Here is a 17,377-nt window from a genome sequence, read left to right on the forward strand (position 1 = left end):
CTTTGGTAATGAAGCCGAATTTCGCCAGTTGATTGTCACGCGGGGCGCGGATGGGTCGCTTATCCGACTTGGTGATGTGGCGCGGGTCGAAACGGGTGCGGAAAACCCTTATGCTGCGTTTCGCTTAAATGGAGAGTCTGCCTTGGGCATGGGTATCGTCCGCCAATCCGGCGCCAATACCTTGGCCGTAGCCGAAAGCGCAAAGGCACTTGCCGAACAAATAAAGCCTTCGCTGCCACAGGGCATGACAATCACGGCAGGCTCCGATGATTCCCTGTTCATCAGCACGGCGATCAGCAGCGTGTGGGTTACTCTGGCCGAAGCAGCAGCGCTGGTTGTGTTGGTCATCTTCCTGTTTTTGGGGAGCTGGCGTGCGACCATTATTCCCGCTGTCACGGTACCTATTTGCTTACTCGCCACTTTTGCCGTCCTCTGGTTCCTCGGATTCTCAATCAACTTGCTGACGCTACTGGCAATGGTGTTAGCTATTGGCCTTGTTGTCGATGACGCCATTGTTGTGCTTGAAAACGTCTATCACCGCATTGAAAAAGGGGACCCACCTTTGGTCGCGGCAGTAACCGGAACGCGGCAAGTGGCGTTTGCCGTCGTTTCCACCACCGTCGTTGTCTGCGCAGTGTTTGTGCCTGTCATGTTTTTGGCTGGCCAGACTGGCTTGCTGTTCCGCGAATTGGCAGGCGCGATGATCGCAGCTGTCGCCTTTTCGGGTTTTATCGCGCTTAGCCTTGCGCCGATGTTGTGTTCAAAGCTTTTGAAGAAACAAGATCGTGGGCGGGTTGCAAAATGGGTAGATGACAAGTTCCAGAGGCTTGAGAGGCGTTATGCCAATCTGCTTTCGCGGGTAATCGCAAAGCCTTTAACCGCCTCGCTTGGCGTGCTTGGATTTCTTCTTTTTGCCGGTTTTATGTTTACAACATTACAGTCGGAACTCGCACCAGCCGAGGATGTCGGCAATCTGAACGTCAGTGTTTCTGCCCCTGAAGGCACTGGTTACGAAGCCATGGACAAATTCATGCTTCAAGCTTCGGAACCGATTGTGAAGCTGATCGACAAAGGAACCGTGCGATCGGTCATTCAGCGAACGCCCGGCGGATTTGGACCGAGTGATGATTTCAACAACGGGACATTCCTGGTCTTTTTGAAACCATGGGAAGAACGCACGGAAAAAACCGAAGATGTGGTTGTGCAGATCAACAAAATCCTCGCTGAGTTACCTGCAATTCGCGGCAATGCTTCGATACGGTCGTCCATCGGACGCGGGCGTGGTCAGCCTGTAAACTTCGTGATTGCAGGTTCAACATATGAATCGCTGAGCGTTGCACGTGACCGCATATTGGCCGCCGCAAACGAAAATCCTGGACTGGTGAATATGGATTCCGACTATAAGGAAACCAAACCCCAAATGGAGATTCAGGTCGATACATCCCGCGCGGGCGACCTTGGAATCTCAGTGGCGGAGGTAAGCCAAGCGCTACAAACCCTTTTGGGTTCACGCCGGGTATCGACCTATTTGGATCGTGGCGAAGAATATCGTGTCATCGTGCAAGCAGATGCAGCGGATCGTGCAACCCCCGAAAACCTCGCCGCAATCCAGCTCAGAACGCGCGACGGCTCTTTGGTGTCGCTCGCCAACCTAATCAAATATACCGAAACTGCGGGCGCGCGGGACTTGGGTCGCTTCAACAAACTCCGCGCGATCACGCTTCAGGGCGGGCTGGCGCCGGGTTATTCCATGGGGGAGGCTTTGGCCTTTTTGGAAGAGCAAGCCGCTGCTTCCCCCGAAGTTTTGGCGGTTGGGTATCGCGGCGAAAGCCAGGCTTTCAAAGAAACCGGCGGTTCAATCATGCTGGTATTCTTACTGACCATTCTTCTCGTATATCTCGTGCTTGCCGCACAGTTTGAAAGTTTTGTTCACCCCGTCACCATCATTATGACGGTACCATTGGCGGTCGGGGGTGGGATTATTGGCCTAGCGCTGACGGGCATGACCTTGAACCTCTATAGCCAGATTGGCATTGTGATGCTCGTAGGCCTAGCAGCGAAGAACGGAATTCTGATCGTCGAATTTGCCAACCAGTTGCGCGACGAGGGTATGGAGATATTGGAAGCCGTTCAGCAAGCCGCTACCCGTCGTTTGCGGCCCATTCTGATGACATCTATCGCCACGGTATTCGGGGCAATTCCCTTAGCTATTGCGAGTGGAGCGGGTGGCGCTGCGCGGTCTGCCATCGGTGTCGTGATTGTTTTCGGTGTTACACTGGCGACCTTCATAACACTTATACTCATCCCGCTCATTTATACGCGACTTGCCAAATATACAGGCTCTCCAGAGGCAATATCCCGCCGCTTGGAACAGGAAATGAAAGCGCAAGAAGCGCCGTCGTCATAGCGCGCGTTCCAGGCGACAGATCGTCCAGTAAAGTAAATTTCATTATTTTTTAATACGTTATAATTATCTGCAATCTTGGAGCAGGCCGAGGTTGCAGGGACTATAGATGTATAAGAATTTGGTCATTTTCGGCACGCGGCCCGAGGCCGTTAAACTGTTCCCAGTTATAAACGCGCTGTCGCAATATCCGGATATGGTGACCGAAGTCTTGGTCAGCGGGCAACATCGGTACATGCTGGACCAAGTGCTATCGATCAGCGACATCATCCCAGATTATGACCTCGACCTCATGCGTCCGGGACAATCCCTTGACATGCTAACGGCACGCCTGCTGAAGACAATTGGGATGGTCTTGGACAGCGCAAAACCAGACCGCGTCATCGTTCAGGGCGATACCGTAACCGCTATGGTCGGTGCGCTTGCCGCTTATTATCGCAAAATTCCGGTTAGCCATATCGAAGCGGGATTACGCAGCCATGATATATATCAACCATGGCCCGAAGAAGTGAACCGTAAGATTATCGGCAATATTGCCAGCCAGCATTTCGCCGTAACTGAGACCTCCGCTTCCGCTTTACGAGCAGAATCTATTCCTGCCGATCGTGTCTTTGTAACTGGTAATACCGTTATAGATGCACTGCACTGGGTCTTAAAGCAGATCGTCCGCGATCCGTCGCTCATTATTGACCTTGCACCGCTGGAGGCCCGATTTCGCGGTCGTAAAATCATCGGAATTACCGCTCACCGCCGAGAGAATTTTGGTACAGGCATGGCGAACATCGCTGCGGCCATAAAAGCCATCGCCGCGCGTGACGACGTGGCATGTATTTTCCCTGTCCATATGAACCCGCAAGTCCGTACGGCCATGAATGCGACTTTGGGGGACTTACCCAATGTCGCCATGATTGAACCGCTCGATTATCCGAGCTTTGTGCGTCTGTTATCGATCAGCCATATCATGTTAACCGACAGCGGCGGTGTTCAGGAGGAGGCGCCGGCGCTCAGCAAACCGGTCTTGGTCCTGCGCGACAGGACCGAGCGTCCAGAAGGTGTTCTCGTGGGCAGTGCGAAACTGGTTGGTACAGATAAAAAACGCATCGTTTCGGAAATATTCGCTCTTTTGGACGATGACGCCGCTTATGCAGAGATGGCGCGTGCCCAATATCCCTATGGGGACGGGCATGCCAGCCAGCGCATCGCGCACATTATCTGGAATACGCGCCAACAATAAATCTTATATCCCTCAGCTATCATTTTGTAACTCTGGAATGTTTCGGCTTGGCTTGAGAATAGAATACCGCAAGACTTGTTCCTGCACGAATAACGTCATAAGGCGCACACATTCGGATACTGCCTTTATGAAGGATAACTGATGAAAATTGCTATGATCGGCTCGGGCTATGTAGGCCTTGTGTCTGGTGCGTGCTTTGCCGATTTCGGCCATGAAGTTGTCTGCGTGGACAAGGACGAGTCCAAAATCGCCCGCCTGCACGCCAACATCATGCCGATTTACGAGCCCGGCCTTGACGCGCTTGTTAAATCGAATGTCGATGCAGGCCGGTTAAGCTTTTCAACGGATGTTACCAAAGCGGTCAAAGGGTGCGACGCTGTTTTCATCGCCGTGGGCACGCCTTCGCGTCGTGGTGATGGCCATGCGGACTTGAGCTATGTCTATGCTGCTGCCGAAGAATTGGCGCGCGCTATCGATCCGCACACCGTTGTTGTTACCAAATCGACCGTTCCAGTCGGCACCGGCGACGAAGTTGAGCGGATCATCCGCGAAACAAGCCCTGATCTGGACTTTGCGGTGGTATCCAACCCCGAATTCTTGCGCGAAGGCGCAGCGATTGGGGACTTTAAACGCCCAGACCGTATTGTCGTCGGCAGCGATGTCGAATGGGCCCGCGATGTCATGCGCGCTGTGTATCGTCCGCTGTTCCTCAACGAATCGCCCTTATTGTTCACCAGCCGCCGTTCGTCGGAGTTGATCAAATATGCGGCCAACGCATTTTTGGCGACGAAGATTACCTTCATCAATGAAATGGCCGACCTTTGCGAAAAACTGGGCGCGAACGTGCAAGACGTGTCGCGCGGCATTGGCCTTGATAACCGTATAGGGTCGAAGTTTCTGCATGCCGGCCCCGGCTATGGCGGCAGCTGCTTTCCAAAGGACACTCTCGCGCTCCTCAAGACCGCGCAGGACCATGAAACACCCGTTCGGATAGTCGAGGCTGTCGTGCAGGCAAATGACCTTAGAAAGCGTGCTATGGGTCGCAAGATCATCACTGCGCTGGGCGGCGATGTACGCGGCCTGAAGATTGGCCTGCTTGGCCTGACGTTTAAGCCCAACACCGACGATATGCGCGATGCCCCGTCCATTGCGATTGTCCAAACTTTGCTCGATGCGGGGGCAATCGTGCACGCCCACGATCCCGAGGGTATGGAAGAAGCCGCAAAAATCCTCCCAGATGTCATCATGGCCGACAGCGCTTATGATGCCGCACAAGGCGCGCACGCCGTGGCGTTGGTCACTGAGTGGGATGCCTATCGCGCACTCGACCTCAAAAAACTACACGCAGCCATGGCGGGCGATGTCCTTGTGGATTTGCGTAACATCTACCGCCCTGAAGATACAGCCGCAGCAGGGTTTGAATATGTTAGCGTGGGGCGCTAATTTCCATTCTGAGCGGCGTTAGTTTACCTGCCGTTCAAAACCAGCCCAATATGGCGCGCGTAAATCCTTGCGGAGGATTTTGCCAGAGGCATTGCGTGGCAACGCTGCAATGATGTCAACGGAACGTGGCACCTTAAAGCCGGCAATGCGTTCGCGTGCCCAACCAATGACGCTTTCGGGGTCAATTTGTGCACCGGGTTTGGGAACGCATACCGCCTTCACCGCCTCCCCCCATTTGGCGTCCGGCACGCCAATCACCGCGACCTCCAATATATCGGGATGTCCGTAAATCGCACTTTCTACCTCCGCGGGATAGACATTTTCGCCGCCGGTGATGATCATGTCTTTCACGCGGTCGTGGATATACATATATCCGTCCTCATCGAGATATCCAGCATCGCCGGTTTTAATCCAGCCACCATCGGCAACCGTGCCTTTCGTCGCGTCGGGTAAGTTCCAATAGCCAATCATATTGTTCGACGACCGCGTCCAAATCTCACCCACTTCGCCCACCGGAACATCGTTCCCGGCACCATCCACCACGCGCAATTCGACGCCAGGAAGCGGTTTACCAGCCGAACGCATGCGTTTGTTGCCATTGGGATCATGGTCCTCAGGCGGTAACATACAAATGGTGCCTGTGGTTTCCGTCATACCATAAACCTGAATAAATTCTGCGCTGAACACATCCATACATTGGCGCAGCAGCTCCAGAGGAATGGGCGCTGCGCCGTAGAGGATATATTTAAGGCGGCTATAATCTACGTTGCGGCAACGCGGGTGGTTGACCATCATCTGCAAAGCGGCCGGGACGATGAAAAGCCTGGTTGCCCCGCCCTTCTCAATACCATCAAAAACGGAATCTGGCGAGAACTCCGCCTGTACAAGCGCGGGCAGACCTGACGCCATGGCCATGATGCCAAGTCCAGTTCCGCCAATATGCGCGCAAGGCATGGCGATGAGGACAACCTCATCATCTTCCCATTTGCTATAGGCATGTTCCTCATCAGCTGATTGCCTGCGCAGTGCAAATAGGTTGCGGTTGGATAGAACAGCACCTTTGGGGTTCCCTGTCGTGCCGGATGTATACAGTTGCAGCACGGCATCATCGGGGCCAGCCGATTCAAATGCGATGCGCGGCGTCTCCGCGATCAATCGCCGAGCGTCGTCCTCGCTAATCACGCGCTCGACGGTTTCTGTCTGGTCGCCCAACGCGCGAACGCCTGCTTCAAAGCCCTGGCCTGCAAAGAGCACGCGCGCGCCAGTGTCTTTAGCAATATAGTCCCATTCCGCAGGCGCAAGGCGCCATCCGACGGGGACCATCACGATACCAATCCGCGCCGCGCCGTAAAAAAGCGCAAAGTATAGATCGCTGTTCTTGCCAATCCAGGCAATCCGGTCGCCCTTTTTCAGGCCTAACCCAAGCAGCATCGCGACAATTTTCGCGGTGTGCTCCTCCAACTGACCATAAGTAAAATGGTGGTCATCTTGTGACAGCGCGGCCAAGGCCGGTCGTTCTGCAGCCCAGTGCGTTAAAAAACCATCAAAGCTCAGTATGTCGTAACTGGCAACGGCCATATCATTCTCTCCTAGCACTGGCCATTTTTTCGCAGAGGCCTGATGCAATGTGTTGAGAGATTATCGCGGCATGTCAATGATGTGATTTGCGCACGGCTAAGCGCGGAAAATCAACGATAGATTGTTCGCTGGCATAGCGATAACTCGATTAAGGCGTAACCCTACGTCGTCCGCTTTTTCTACAATGTCCTCGACGTAGCGCAGGCCCCATTCGGCATTTTGTTGCCGCAACGATACATCGAAAGCAGCATTGCTGTCGGCCAGCGGGACGCCGCGTTGGTTGAAGGGTCCGTAAATGAAAAGCACGGCAGACGGCGGCAATAGCCGCGCTGCCTTGTGCAATAGGCCGACGGTGGCGGCCCATGGACTGATATGCGTCATATTGATGCAGATTACAGCGTCCGCCTGCGATATCGGCCAATCTGCCGACGCGTCCAGCAACATCGCAGGTCGCACATTCGGCACGTCGGACTCCGCCCGCCAAGCGTTGATTGACGCAAGGGCAATGGGGTCTGTGTCGCTTGGTTGCCATGTCAGCGCGGGAAACATCTTTGCAAAGTGCACAACATGTTCGCCTGTTCCGCTTGCGACTTCGAGCACAAGGCCTTCCGCCGGCAACAAGCGCGCCAATGTCTTCGCAATCACATCACGGTTGCGCTCCGTCGCTGGCGCGTGGCGTTTTACGTCCGCGCCAGCTTGAAAAACAAAGGGCTGCGGCCCACTCATTCCGCTGCAACCGCTTGTTCGGGTTCGCGCCATACGAGCACGGGCTTACGCGCAGCTTGGGTTTCATCCAGGCGACGACGTGGCGCATGATGCGGCGCGGATTTTAGCGACGGATCACCGGCCTTGGCCCGTTCAGCAACACTGCGCAGCGCGCCAATGAACTGGTCCAGCGTGGCCTTGCTCTCAGTCTCGGTCGGTTCCACCAACATCGCGCCATGCACCACGAGCGGGAAATACACCGTCATCGGGTGATAGCCTTCGTCAATCAGGCCTTTGGCAATGTCGAGCGTCGAATAACCATCGGCCAAGCCATTATCACTGAACAATGCCTCATGCATGCAAGGGCCGCTATGGGCAAATGGTGACTCAAGCACATCTTCCAGACTGCGCAAGATATAGTTAGCATTCAGAACGGCGTCCTCGGCCACTTGGCGCAAGCCATCGGCGCCATGTGACATGATGTACGCCAACGCGCGGGTGAACATGCCCATTTGCCCGTGGAAGGCGACCATACGGCCAAAGCTGGATCCGTGGTGCGCGCCAGCTGTTTCTTCTTCAACCAGCCTATAATGATCTTTATCCTTAACGACGAAGGGCAAAGGCGCATATGGCGCAAGCGCTTCGGACAGGACCACGGGCCCCGATCCGGGCCCGCCGCCGCCATGGGGGGTGGAGAAAGTCTTGTGCAGGTTGATGTGCATAGCATCGATGCCCAAATCGCCGGGGCGGACGCGGCCGACAATGGCGTTGAAATTCGCGCCGTCGCAATAGACATAACCACCCGCCGCATGCACTGCGTCCGAAATGTCGCGCATGTCTCGCTCGAACAGGCCACAAGTGTTCGGGTTGGTAATCATTACACCGGCAACATCGGGCCCAAGTCGCGCCTTTAACGCCGCCAGATCAACGCGGCCTTCCGATGTCGCGGGAATATTCTCCACCGCATAACCTGCAAAGGCCGCCGTCGCCGGATTGGTGCCATGCGCGCTTTCGGGACAGAGGATCACCGAACGCGCATCGCCGCGCGCGGTCAGCGCCGCGCGAATGGCAAGGATGCCGCACAATTCACCATGCGCCCCTGCCTTGGGCGACATCGCAACGGCCTTCATGCCGGTCAACGTCACGAGCCAATGGGCGAGTTCGTAAATTACGCCTAGCGCACCTTGGACTGTCTCGACCGGCTGCAACGGGTGCACATCGGCAAAACCAGCCATGCGCGCGACCTTTTCATTCAGGCGTGGGTTATGCTTCATCGTACAGCTTCCCAGCGGGAAGAAACCGAGGTCAATCGCGTAATTCTGACGGCTAAGGCGCGTATAATGGCGCACCGTCTCAGGCTCCGACAGGCCGGGAAGGCCAATGTCGCGGTGCCGTTCCAGATTACCAAGACGCGCAGCGACCTGCGGTGCATCGGCGAGATCAACGCCGGTTGTTCCGGCGGTGCCAATCTCGAAAATCAACGCCTCTTCCAGCATCAGCGCCTTGTTGCCGGTATAAGTTGCAAGGGCAGTGTCGTCGGCATTGCCCATTTCGGGCTTCCATCCGCTTTGGTTGATGCTGCTCATACCAAAATCTCCTGCAAAGCGGTGGCGAATGTTTCGACATCCTCGCTCGTGGCGGTTTCCGTGACGGCGACAAGCAGGCCGTTACGTAATGCATCAGCTCCAGAGTAAAGACGACCAAGCGACACGCCGCCAAGTATCTTGCGGTCGGCAAGCGCGCGCACAACGGGTCGCGCCTCCTTGGGCAGCTTCAACGTAAATTCGTTGAAGAAGCTGTCGTTGACCAACTCCACCCCCGAAATTTGCGTCAGCCTATCCGCCGCCTGCACCGCAAGCGCGTGGTTCAAGCTTGCCAATCCGCGCAGGCCCTTCTCACCCAACAACGTTAGATGTACACTGAAGGCCAACGCACAAAGACCTGAATTGGTGCAAATATTTGAAGTCGCCTTCTCGCGGCGAATATGTTGCTCGCGTGTAGACAGGGTCAGAACAAAACCGCGCTTGCCTTCGGCATCCACGGTCTCACCACATAAGCGACCGGGCATCTGGCGAACGAATTTTTCCTTGCACGCAAACAGGCCGACATAGGGCCCACCAAATTGCAGACCGACGCCAAGCGACTGCCCCTCACCCACCACAATGTCCGCGCCCATTTCACCGGGGGCTTTAATCGCGCCCAAGGCAACGGGTTCCGTCACGACCGCGATCAGCAATGCGCCATGCGCATGCGCCTTGGCTGCAATCGCGGACATATCCTCGATGCGTCCCAATATGTCGGGATATTGCACAACAACGCAGCTTGTCTCGTCATCAATGGTGTCCAGCAAACGCAAGCTGTCCGTCTGGGCCGAAAGCTCTGGCAAGGCGGTGTCCAGACGATCGCCGGTATATTGCGCCATCGTCTTGGCCACGCTGACATAATGCGGGTGCAGCCCTGACGACAGCAGTGCCTTTGTCCGCTTGGTAATGCGGCCAGCCATGCCAATGGCTTCCCAGCACGCGGTCGACCCGTCGTACATCGACGCATTGGCGACATCGCAACCGAACAGTCGCGCAACCTGCGTCTGGAATTCAAACAGCATCTGCAACGTGCCCTGCGCGATTTCGGGCTGATACGGCGTGTAAGCGGTCAGAAATTCGCCGCGCTGGATGATATGGTCCACGCTCGCTGGTATATGATGCTTATATGCGCCTCCGCCCAAGAAGAACGGATGATGCGACGCGGTGATATTCTGGCGGGCAAGTTCGGAAAAATGCCTCTCTACCGCCATTTCGCTAGCATGATTGGGTAGGCCTTGAATTGGCCCATCCAGTTGCGCTTGCGCAGGCACATCAACGAACAAATCATCAATCGACTTTGCCCCAATGACGGCCAGCATCGCCTGCCGGTCGGAAGGGGTTAGCGGTAAATAACGCATTTCAACCTCCATAGCCCGCCGTGCGAGCGGATTGTCTTAAAGTCCGTCGACAAATGCCTGATAGGCCGCCGCATCCATGAGGCTATCGAGCTCGCTGCTGTCGCTTAAGGTCAGTTTGAAGAACCAGCCCTCGCTTTCGGGGTCGCTGTTGACCAAAGCAGGGTCGCCTTCCAAGGCGTCATTGCCTTCAATGACTGTCCCGCTGACGGGGGCATAGACGTCGGATGCGGCCTTTACCGATTCGACGACCGCTGCGTCGCCGCCTTTTTTCAAGGTCGCGCCTGCCGCAGGAACTTCAGCGAACACGATGTCGCCCAATTGGCTTTGCGCATAATGCGTGATGCCGACTGTTGCCGTATCGCCATCAACGTCGATCCACTCATGATCTTCGGTAAAATAACGGGTCATGTGCTTGCTCCTTTGCGATGATAATGATGTGGGATGAAGGGTAGATTTGCGACCGTTATGGATACGCGTTTTCCGCGCACTTCGGCCTCAAGCGGGGTGTCAACGGCGTTATGGGCCGCATCAACATAGCCCATGGCAATGGGCGCGCCGATGCTTGGGCCAAAGCCTCCGGAGGTAATGACGCCCACTTGCGCTTCGCCTACAAAGATCGGCGCGCCTTCGCGGACGGGCATTTTGCCTTCGACAGAAAGGCCGACCAGCTTGCGTGACGGGCCATTGGCAAGCGCATTTAGGATACGCTCAGACCCCGCAAAGCCACCTTCCGCCCGGCGACGTTTGGAGATGGCAAAGGCGGCGTTGGCTTCAACGGGCTCCACATCAGGGTTCATGTCATGACCGTAGAGCGGCAAGCCCGCCTCAAGCCGGAGCGAATCCCGTGCGCCAAGGCCAATCGGCTTAACCTCTGGTTGCGCACATAATTGGTCTGCCAATGCCTTTGCGCGGCTTGCTGGCACGGAAATTTCAAAGCCATCCTCGCCTGTATAGCCCGAACGGCTGATCCAAAGCGGCTCAGGGTCAGTCTTGGGACCCCAGAAAAATGAACCCGCCTCCATAAAATACAGTGCGTCCACGCCCGGCACGACACGTTTCAACGCATCGACCGCCTTGGGCCCTTGCAGCGCCAACAATGCGCGGTCTTCCATATTGTTGATGGTGATTTCGTCAGGCAGATATTCGCGCAGATAGCCCATATCGTCCCACTTCACCGCGCCATTGACGACGACATAAAGGCCCATGGGCACAGCGGTTATCATCATGTCATCCAGCACGCCGCCATCTTCGGACAGCAACAGCGAATAGCGCATCTTGCCCTCTTTAAGGGCCGAAATGTCGCCGGGGACCAGCGCCTCAAGCGCTTCGGCGGCACCATCCCCGGTCAGCATCAACTGACCCATATGGCTTACATCGAAGAGTCCAGCATTCTCGCGGGTCCAAATATGTTCGGCCATGATGCCGTCATATTGGATAGGCATGTGATAGCCCGCAAATTCGACCATGCGCGCGCCTTTGTCGCGATGCCATATGTCGAGCGGTAGCTCTAATATTTCAATGGGTTCGAGTTCGAATGCGTCTTCTTCGCTCATATCAGTCCGTTCAAAAGTTGCAGCAACCGACGCTGGATAGCGCCAAGTCTGCTGCCCCCTCTGTCACGGGTACCTGAGAGCTTTATCCGCGATATTTGCCGCGCATGGCAAATGAAGCAGGTTACACCTTCGGTGGCGTATCTTGGCAAACGGCCAAAACACGCGCTTTCCAGAGTGTCGCAAAAGCCGAAGCGGTCCTTTTGCCTGAGAGATTCCGGGGCGGTTGCTCCTTCGGCGGTCCCTTTAAGGAACGCTCTCCCGCTTCGTCAGCGACGTTCCTCCATTGGCGTTAGCATATTGCAGAGTCAACCGGCGAGCGCACGGATAGAATCATTTTCGTGGATAAATGCACCATCGTCAGACCTATCTGCCAACGCCGCGATGGCCTGTGCCAATGCATGAGATGGTGTTGAGGCAAATCTCCGCATCGGTCCCATCATCAGCCTGTCAGCCAACGGCGACAATAAAATCCCTAATGCCTCACCCGGACGGTGCGCGTCGCGCTTGCCACCGGTCAGCAGACTTGGGCGCATGATATCCAACCGTTGAAAGCCAATGTTACGAAGCCCCTGTTCCATCTCGGCCTTGTTCCTAAGATAGAAATTGCTACTGGCTGGCATGACGCCCACGGATGATATCGTTATGAAATGTTGCGCTCCGGCTGTATGGCTGGCCGCTGCAAAGGCAAGGACGAGGTCGTGATCGACCGCCTTGAAAGCCTCACGCGATCCTGCGGTGCGTATTGTGGTTCCCAAGCACGAAATGGCGATAGCAGGGTTGATTCGCGCGACAATCGCCGACCAATCATCGCTTGGGGCGACATGCTCATGCAAATTGGGTGTTGCTGCTGCGGAAGGGCGACGTGACACCAAATGGACCTCAACGCCTTTGCGAGCCAGTAAATCCGCCAACTGTTTTCCGACCAAGCCCGAGCCACCGGCAATGACAATCTTCCGCGTCACGCCGACTTCCCACAGAGTTCCCGGTGCCGGTCGGTGGCGTAACGATCGGTCATCCCGGCTAGAAAGTCGCCAATATGGCGGCTGCGCGCGGGGTCTTCGTCCGGCAAATTCTCGCGCCATTCGGGCGGCAGCAGGCTCACATCGTTGCGATAGGCCACAAACAATTCCCGCACGATTTTCGACGCCTCCACCGCCGCCGCATTCTGCGTGGGGTGATGGTAGAGCTTTTGATACATGAATTTCTTGAGCCGCCGCTCTCGCGACGCCATATCGGGCGAAAATCCACCGATCATCACACCCGCATTGCGCACGTCATGTGCGTCTTTAATACCCAATTCGTTTATCCTCCCGCGCGTGGATTCAATCACATCATTGACCATCACGCCAATCTGTTCACGGGTTAGTTCGCCGATCAAGCGGCGTGGCCGTACATCAGGATAGCGCGCCAATATGGCCTGCCAACGCTCCGCCACGAACGGCAGCTCAAGCAATTGATCCATGTCGAGCAACCCTGCCCTGATGCCATCGTCAATATCGTGATTGTCATACGCGATATCATCGCTAATCGCCGCGACCTGCGCCTCCAACGACGGCCAATCGGTCAGGTTTAAGTCAAAACCTGCATTCAATTCGGCCAAGGCCCAACCGGGATTGGCAACCGGACCATTATGTTTGGCCAGCCCTTCCAGTAGTTCCCAGCTTAAATTCAAACCCGGCCATGACGGATACGGCGATTCAAGCTGCATCAGGGTACGCAGCGTCTGCGCATTATGGTCGAACCCGCCATAGGGCTTCATCGCCTCTTCAAGCGCATCCTCACCCGCATGGCCAAAGGGTGGATGGCCAATATCGTGGGCCAGACATAAGGCTTCGGTCAGATCTTCATTTAAACCCAGCGCGCGGGAAATCGTCCGGCCAATTTGAGCTACCTCAAGACTATGTGTCAGGCGGACACGAAAATGGTCACCATCGGGGGAAATAAAAACCTGCGTCTTGTGGCGCAGGCGGCGGAACGCGATCGAATGGATGATGCGGTCACGGTCGCGCTGGAAAATGTCACGGGGTCCGCGCATATCGCTTGACGGTTCGGCATGCAGACGACCACGGCTAAGGTCAGGAAAGGAAGCATAAGGGGCGAGATGCGACATGCCGCGCTTATGCCGCCAAGTGTCGTAAACCGAAAGCCGCTATTTTGTTTTCAACGGATTAACGATCTCGCCAATCTCGCTTTTCCACATAAAGGCATCACCACCCGCCTTTTTATAGTCGCCCTCCCATTTTTTCGCGGCTTTTTGGTCCGCAAAAGGGCCCACTAAGAGCCGGTCCGTTCTGCCCCATTCGGCCGTGAAGGCGTTCCGGGATTTAAGCAATCCCGCATAAGTTTTGGAAAGTTTGCGATAGTCAAAGCCAAGAGCGTTCGCGTTTCCGGTTGCGATTTGTACCCAAAAGCGCGCGGGGTGATCCTTTTCAGCCTTGGCCTTGGCCGCAAGCTTAGGGTCGATCTTAACGACTGGTTTAAGTTTTTTCAAATCGACGGGAATTTGCGAGGGCCGTTGTTCGCTCTCCGGAATATCAATGGCTTCCACAATTGCGCCTAGGTCGAAACGGGATGACGCAACACGCTCCGCAGGCACGGGTTCAGGCGCTTGCACGGCAACTGAAGCGGCCTGCAATATCGGCGGCGCCTCCTTCATTGACCCGCCGCTTTGGGTTGGTTGCGGCGTAATGACAGCGGGCTTCGACTGAGGCGCTGCATCAACCGCAGTATTTTGCGCCTGGGCGGGAAATGGCGCAGGCGTCAGCGTGTTTGTCGGCCTTGGCACTGCCGCACTGACCAATGGGCGCCCAGTGTCTGTCTTGGGTAGCTTTTGTGCTTCGGGAACGTTGGCTACGATAGCCTGAGTTCCCTGCCGTTCCTGTGTCTTTCGGTCGCGTTTACCATAAGGCTTCGGTGTGGTTTTGCTATCGCGCGCAAGCGCCACTTTTGGTCCAAGCGCAGCCCCGGACGGAATAAGCCGGTTATCCCCGGAAGCGATGGGTGTCTGCGGAAGCGCCGATGCAATGCGGCGTACCTGTTCACTGTCACGCCCAACCGCTTGGCTCGTCGGGAAATGCCCCAAATGGATTGCCGCTGCCTTTTGCGCATCCGTCAAAGAAGGCATTAGCCGAAAAAAACGCTCCATGCGCAGCGCCGAACTGGCATCCATGAAGCCTTGCGCAACTTTCGTCGATTCACGAAGATCTCCACGCGCCGCAAGCATGAAAGCCCGGGCACGCCACGCAGTGGCAATGTTGCGTTGCAGCAAAGGAACCAGCATAGCATCGGCTGCTTCCTTTTGCCCTGCCAGAGACAAGGATACCGCTTGGCGGATGGTGAGGTCATCCGAGGTGGACGCTGTCCGCGCCAGTTTATAGTCCTGCTGCGCGCGGCCAAAATTACCTAACAAGTCAAAGGCCAATGCGCGATCCAGCGCAATCGAACGCTCATTCGCGCCCAAGCGGACGGCTTGATCAAACAAACGCAGTGCTTCAAAAGGATTTTCCGTGCGCACGGTCGCCGTCGCCAGACCTGACACGATACGGCTATTCCCGGGGCGAAGCGTATTAGCGCGCGTAAAAAAATTCAAAGCGGCATTGGCATCCCCCAAGGCAAGCGAAGCATCACCAGCATCGGCCATGGCATCCGCATCGGAGGGGTTAAAGGATATCCGGCGCATGGCCGCACGTAACTCGGCCGCCCCAGCGGGCTCCGAATATATCGGTGCAGCGGGAGACACTTCGTCAAGTGCCTCAAGCGCACTTTCGTCAACGGCTTGCGCGAACACCCCGGATGATAAAGCGAGCGCACAGAATATCCCGGCATCACGTAACATGGTCACATTCATTCGCCCTTATTGAAATGCCGATTGCCGGACGCAAAGCATGTTTACGCTGTGCTCCGACAAACGGTTGCCTAAAGCGGACGAAATGACACTGCGCTGCGCACGCAGCTTAGGAGTTGTTCTGCCTATCGAGGAAACGCGGAACGCCGGTGCTGCTTGCGCCATCGGGGCCCTTGTCATCTTCATCATCGGACCGGGAAAGACCGCGTGACAGGTTCGACATGCGTTCAAACAACGTGCCACCTGTAGGAATGCGGGGCGCGGCACGTTCAGGCGCCTGCGTTACATCAACAGGTACAGGCACTGGTGTTGCGTCGGCGGGCGTATTGAGTTCAAGCGCATCGGCACCTGCCCAAGACGTAGGAACAAAGGCGCTCGATTCGGGCGACCTTCCTTCGCTAGCTTCCGTAGCTTCCTCATCAGCTTCGTGGGCCTCGAAATCACTACCCAAGATCAAGCTGTCGTCTTCCGCCTCAGCTTCTGGTTTCGTAACCGCATTTGGTTCTTCAACTGGCGCGGATTCGGTGGTTTCGAACAATGTCGCTGTTGGCGCCGCAGCCGCCATAACGGGCTCGGGTGCCGGACGGCTGAACGAAAATGGTGTACGCGATTGCGTTGCTGGTGATGTGGCTACGCCTTCATTGTCGATACCGGTTGCCACAACCGAAACGCGGATTTTGCCGTTCAGATTTTCATTAAACGCCGAACCCCAGATGATATTTGCATCGGGATCTACCAGCTCACGGATGTGGTTGGCAGCTTCGTCTACTTCCATCAGGCGCATGTCTTCACCGCCCGTAATAGAAACGATGACGCCCTTTGCGCCTTGCATCGACACACCGTCGAGCAACGGGTTTGCGATCGCCCTCTCCGCTGCTTCAAGCGCACGGCCATCACCTTCAGCCTCCCCAGTGCCCATCATCGCCTTGCCCATTTCATGCATGACGGACCGGACGTCGGCAAAATCAAGGTTGATCAGGCCAGGCATGACCATCAGGTCAGTGATCCCACGAACACCCTGTTGCAGAACTTCGTCGGCAAGCAAAAATGCCTCTTTGAACGTCGTGTTCGGATTGGCGACCAAAAACAGGTTTTGGTTCGGAATAACGATAAGGGTGTCAACATGCTGCTGCAGTTCAGCAATGCCGGATTCTGCCGAACGCATCCGGCGCGATCCCTCAAAAAGGAAAGGCTTCGTAACGACGCCAACCGTCAATATGTTCATTTCGCGTGCCGCCTGCGCAATGACGGGAGCAGCACCAGTTCCGGTTCCGCCGCCCATGCCAGCCGCGATGAAGCACATATGGCAACCAGCCAAAGCGGACTTCACTTGCTCAATGGTTTCTTCTGCAGCGGCGCGTCCGACCTCGGGGCGCGAACCCGCGCCGAGACCTTGCGTAATCTCGGGCCCAATCTGAATACGATAATCCGCAGGAGAAGCGTTCAATGCCTGCGCATCGGTATTGGCTACGACGAAATCAACGCCCTCAACCTTCGCTTTTATCATGTTAGCAACCGCGTTACCGCCGGCACCACCAACACCAATAACTGCAATTTTCGGCTTCAATTCGTCAACCATGGGTGGTCCGATATTGATGCTCATAATTTTATCCCCTTAGCCTCTTTGGCTTGTTCGAAATTTACATGCTTCTGACACAAAAGCGTAACGCGCACA

At 55.8% G+C, this 17,377-nt stretch carries 13 protein-coding genes and 1 riboswitch; of the genes, 3 read left to right on the top strand and 10 right to left on the bottom strand.

Annotated elements, in window-relative coordinates:
- From Q0O33_RS08640 to Q0O33_RS08650, 3 genes are all read left to right on the top strand, one after another.
- The coding region (locus Q0O33_RS08640; RefSeq protein WP_295498362.1) for an efflux RND transporter permease subunit at nucleotides 1-2,407 on the top strand (2,407 nt) is incomplete at its 5' end.
- Between the two features lie 106 nt (nucleotides 2,408-2,513).
- On the top strand, nucleotides 2,514-3,638 hold the full coding sequence (gene wecB / locus Q0O33_RS08645; RefSeq protein WP_295498364.1) for a UDP-N-acetylglucosamine 2-epimerase (non-hydrolyzing): 1,125 nt from the start codon (nucleotides 2,514-2,516) through the stop codon (nucleotides 3,636-3,638).
- 141 nt (nucleotides 3,639-3,779) lie between these two features.
- Nucleotides 3,780-5,081 (top strand): UDP-glucose/GDP-mannose dehydrogenase family protein, encoded by a 1,302-nt coding sequence (locus tag Q0O33_RS08650; protein ID WP_295498366.1) that lies wholly within the window; start codon nucleotides 3,780-3,782, stop codon nucleotides 5,079-5,081.
- Between the two features lie 18 nt (nucleotides 5,082-5,099).
- On the opposite strand, the gene Q0O33_RS08655 is transcribed toward Q0O33_RS08650, so the two are convergent.
- The 10 genes from Q0O33_RS08655 to ftsZ form a co-directional block, all read right to left on the bottom strand.
- Nucleotides 5,100-6,659 (bottom strand): fatty acid--CoA ligase, encoded by a 1,560-nt coding sequence (locus tag Q0O33_RS08655; RefSeq protein WP_295498368.1) that lies wholly within the window; start codon nucleotides 6,657-6,659, stop codon nucleotides 5,100-5,102.
- A 96-nt stretch (nucleotides 6,660-6,755) separates the two neighbouring features.
- Entirely contained in the window at nucleotides 6,756-7,385 is a 630-nt protein-coding gene (locus tag Q0O33_RS08660; RefSeq protein ID WP_295498370.1) for a DUF938 domain-containing protein, read from the bottom strand.
- Nucleotides 7,382-8,914, bottom strand: a complete 1,533-nt coding sequence (gcvPB, locus tag Q0O33_RS08665; RefSeq protein WP_295498436.1) for an aminomethyl-transferring glycine dehydrogenase subunit GcvPB — start codon at nucleotides 8,912-8,914, stop codon at nucleotides 7,382-7,384. The genes Q0O33_RS08660 and gcvPB overlap by 4 nt, the downstream gene beginning before the upstream one ends.
- Nucleotides 8,915-8,946: 32 nt before the next feature.
- Nucleotides 8,947-10,305, bottom strand: a complete 1,359-nt coding sequence (gene gcvPA / locus Q0O33_RS08670) for an aminomethyl-transferring glycine dehydrogenase subunit GcvPA (RefSeq protein WP_295498372.1) — start codon at nucleotides 10,303-10,305, stop codon at nucleotides 8,947-8,949.
- A gap of 36 nt (nucleotides 10,306-10,341) precedes the next feature.
- Nucleotides 10,342-10,713 carry a glycine cleavage system protein GcvH gene (gene gcvH, locus Q0O33_RS08675; RefSeq protein ID WP_295498374.1) on the bottom strand — a complete coding sequence of 124 codons (372 nt, stop codon included), beginning with the start codon at nucleotides 10,711-10,713 and terminating at the stop codon, nucleotides 10,342-10,344.
- Nucleotides 10,710-11,858 (bottom strand): glycine cleavage system aminomethyltransferase GcvT, encoded by a 1,149-nt coding sequence (gcvT, locus tag Q0O33_RS08680; RefSeq protein WP_295498376.1) that lies wholly within the window; start codon nucleotides 11,856-11,858, stop codon nucleotides 10,710-10,712. Before gcvT ends, gcvH begins: the two co-directional genes overlap by 4 nt.
- 182 nt (nucleotides 11,859-12,040) lie before the next feature.
- A riboswitch (glycine riboswitch) is annotated at nucleotides 12,041-12,129 on the bottom strand.
- Between the two features lie 34 nt (nucleotides 12,130-12,163).
- Nucleotides 12,164-12,820 (bottom strand): NAD-dependent epimerase/dehydratase family protein, encoded by a 657-nt coding sequence (locus Q0O33_RS08685; protein ID WP_295498378.1) that lies wholly within the window; start codon nucleotides 12,818-12,820, stop codon nucleotides 12,164-12,166.
- The gene (locus Q0O33_RS08690) at nucleotides 12,817-13,968 is read right to left on the bottom strand and encodes a deoxyguanosinetriphosphate triphosphohydrolase (protein WP_295498380.1); all 1,152 of its coding nucleotides are present in this window, start codon (nucleotides 13,966-13,968) and stop codon (nucleotides 12,817-12,819) included. The genes Q0O33_RS08685 and Q0O33_RS08690 overlap by 4 nt, the downstream gene beginning before the upstream one ends.
- A 39-nt stretch (nucleotides 13,969-14,007) precedes the next feature.
- On the bottom strand, nucleotides 14,008-15,693 hold the full coding sequence (locus Q0O33_RS08695) for a BTAD domain-containing putative transcriptional regulator (RefSeq protein ID WP_366048513.1): 1,686 nt from the start codon (nucleotides 15,691-15,693) through the stop codon (nucleotides 14,008-14,010).
- Between the two features lie 118 nt (nucleotides 15,694-15,811).
- Entirely contained in the window at nucleotides 15,812-17,305 is a 1,494-nt protein-coding gene (gene ftsZ / locus Q0O33_RS08700) for a cell division protein FtsZ (protein WP_295498384.1), read from the bottom strand.
- Between the last annotated feature and the right edge of the window lie 72 nt (nucleotides 17,306-17,377).

The organism is Sphingorhabdus sp. EL138, assembly GCF_945862485.1.
Taxonomy (GTDB): domain Bacteria; phylum Pseudomonadota; class Alphaproteobacteria; order Sphingomonadales; family Sphingomonadaceae; genus Sphingorhabdus_B.

What these genes read in the sequence shown, in the direction of transcription:
- wecB (WP_295498364.1), top strand. Translation starts at nt 2,514, where the DNA reads ATGTATAAGAATTTGGTCATTTTCGGCACGCGGCCCGAGGCCGTTAAA.
- Q0O33_RS08650 (WP_295498366.1), top strand. Translation starts at nt 3,780, where the DNA reads ATGAAAATTGCTATGATCGGCTCGGGCTATGTAGGCCTTGTGTCTGGT.
- Q0O33_RS08655 (WP_295498368.1), bottom strand. Translation starts at nt 6,659, where the DNA reads ATGGCCGTTGCCAGTTACGACATACTGAGCTTTGATGGTTTTTTAACG.
- Q0O33_RS08660 (WP_295498370.1), bottom strand. Translation starts at nt 7,385, where the DNA reads ATGAGTGGGCCGCAGCCCTTTGTTTTTCAAGCTGGCGCGGACGTAAAA.
- gcvPB (WP_295498436.1), bottom strand. Translation starts at nt 8,914, where the DNA reads ATGGGCAATGCCGACGACACTGCCCTTGCAACTTATACCGGCAACAAG.
- gcvPA (WP_295498372.1), bottom strand. Translation starts at nt 10,305, where the DNA reads ATGCGTTATTTACCGCTAACCCCTTCCGACCGGCAGGCGATGCTGGCC.
- gcvH (WP_295498374.1), bottom strand. Translation starts at nt 10,713, where the DNA reads ATGACCCGTTATTTTACCGAAGATCATGAGTGGATCGACGTTGATGGC.
- gcvT (WP_295498376.1), bottom strand. Translation starts at nt 11,858, where the DNA reads ATGAGCGAAGAAGACGCATTCGAACTCGAACCCATTGAAATATTAGAG.
- Q0O33_RS08690 (WP_295498380.1), bottom strand. Translation starts at nt 13,968, where the DNA reads ATGTCGCATCTCGCCCCTTATGCTTCCTTTCCTGACCTTAGCCGTGGT.
- Q0O33_RS08695 (WP_366048513.1), bottom strand. Translation starts at nt 15,693, where the DNA reads ATGTTACGTGATGCCGGGATATTCTGTGCGCTCGCTTTATCATCCGGG.
- ftsZ (WP_295498384.1), bottom strand. Translation starts at nt 17,305, where the DNA reads ATGAGCATCAATATCGGACCACCCATGGTTGACGAATTGAAGCCGAAA.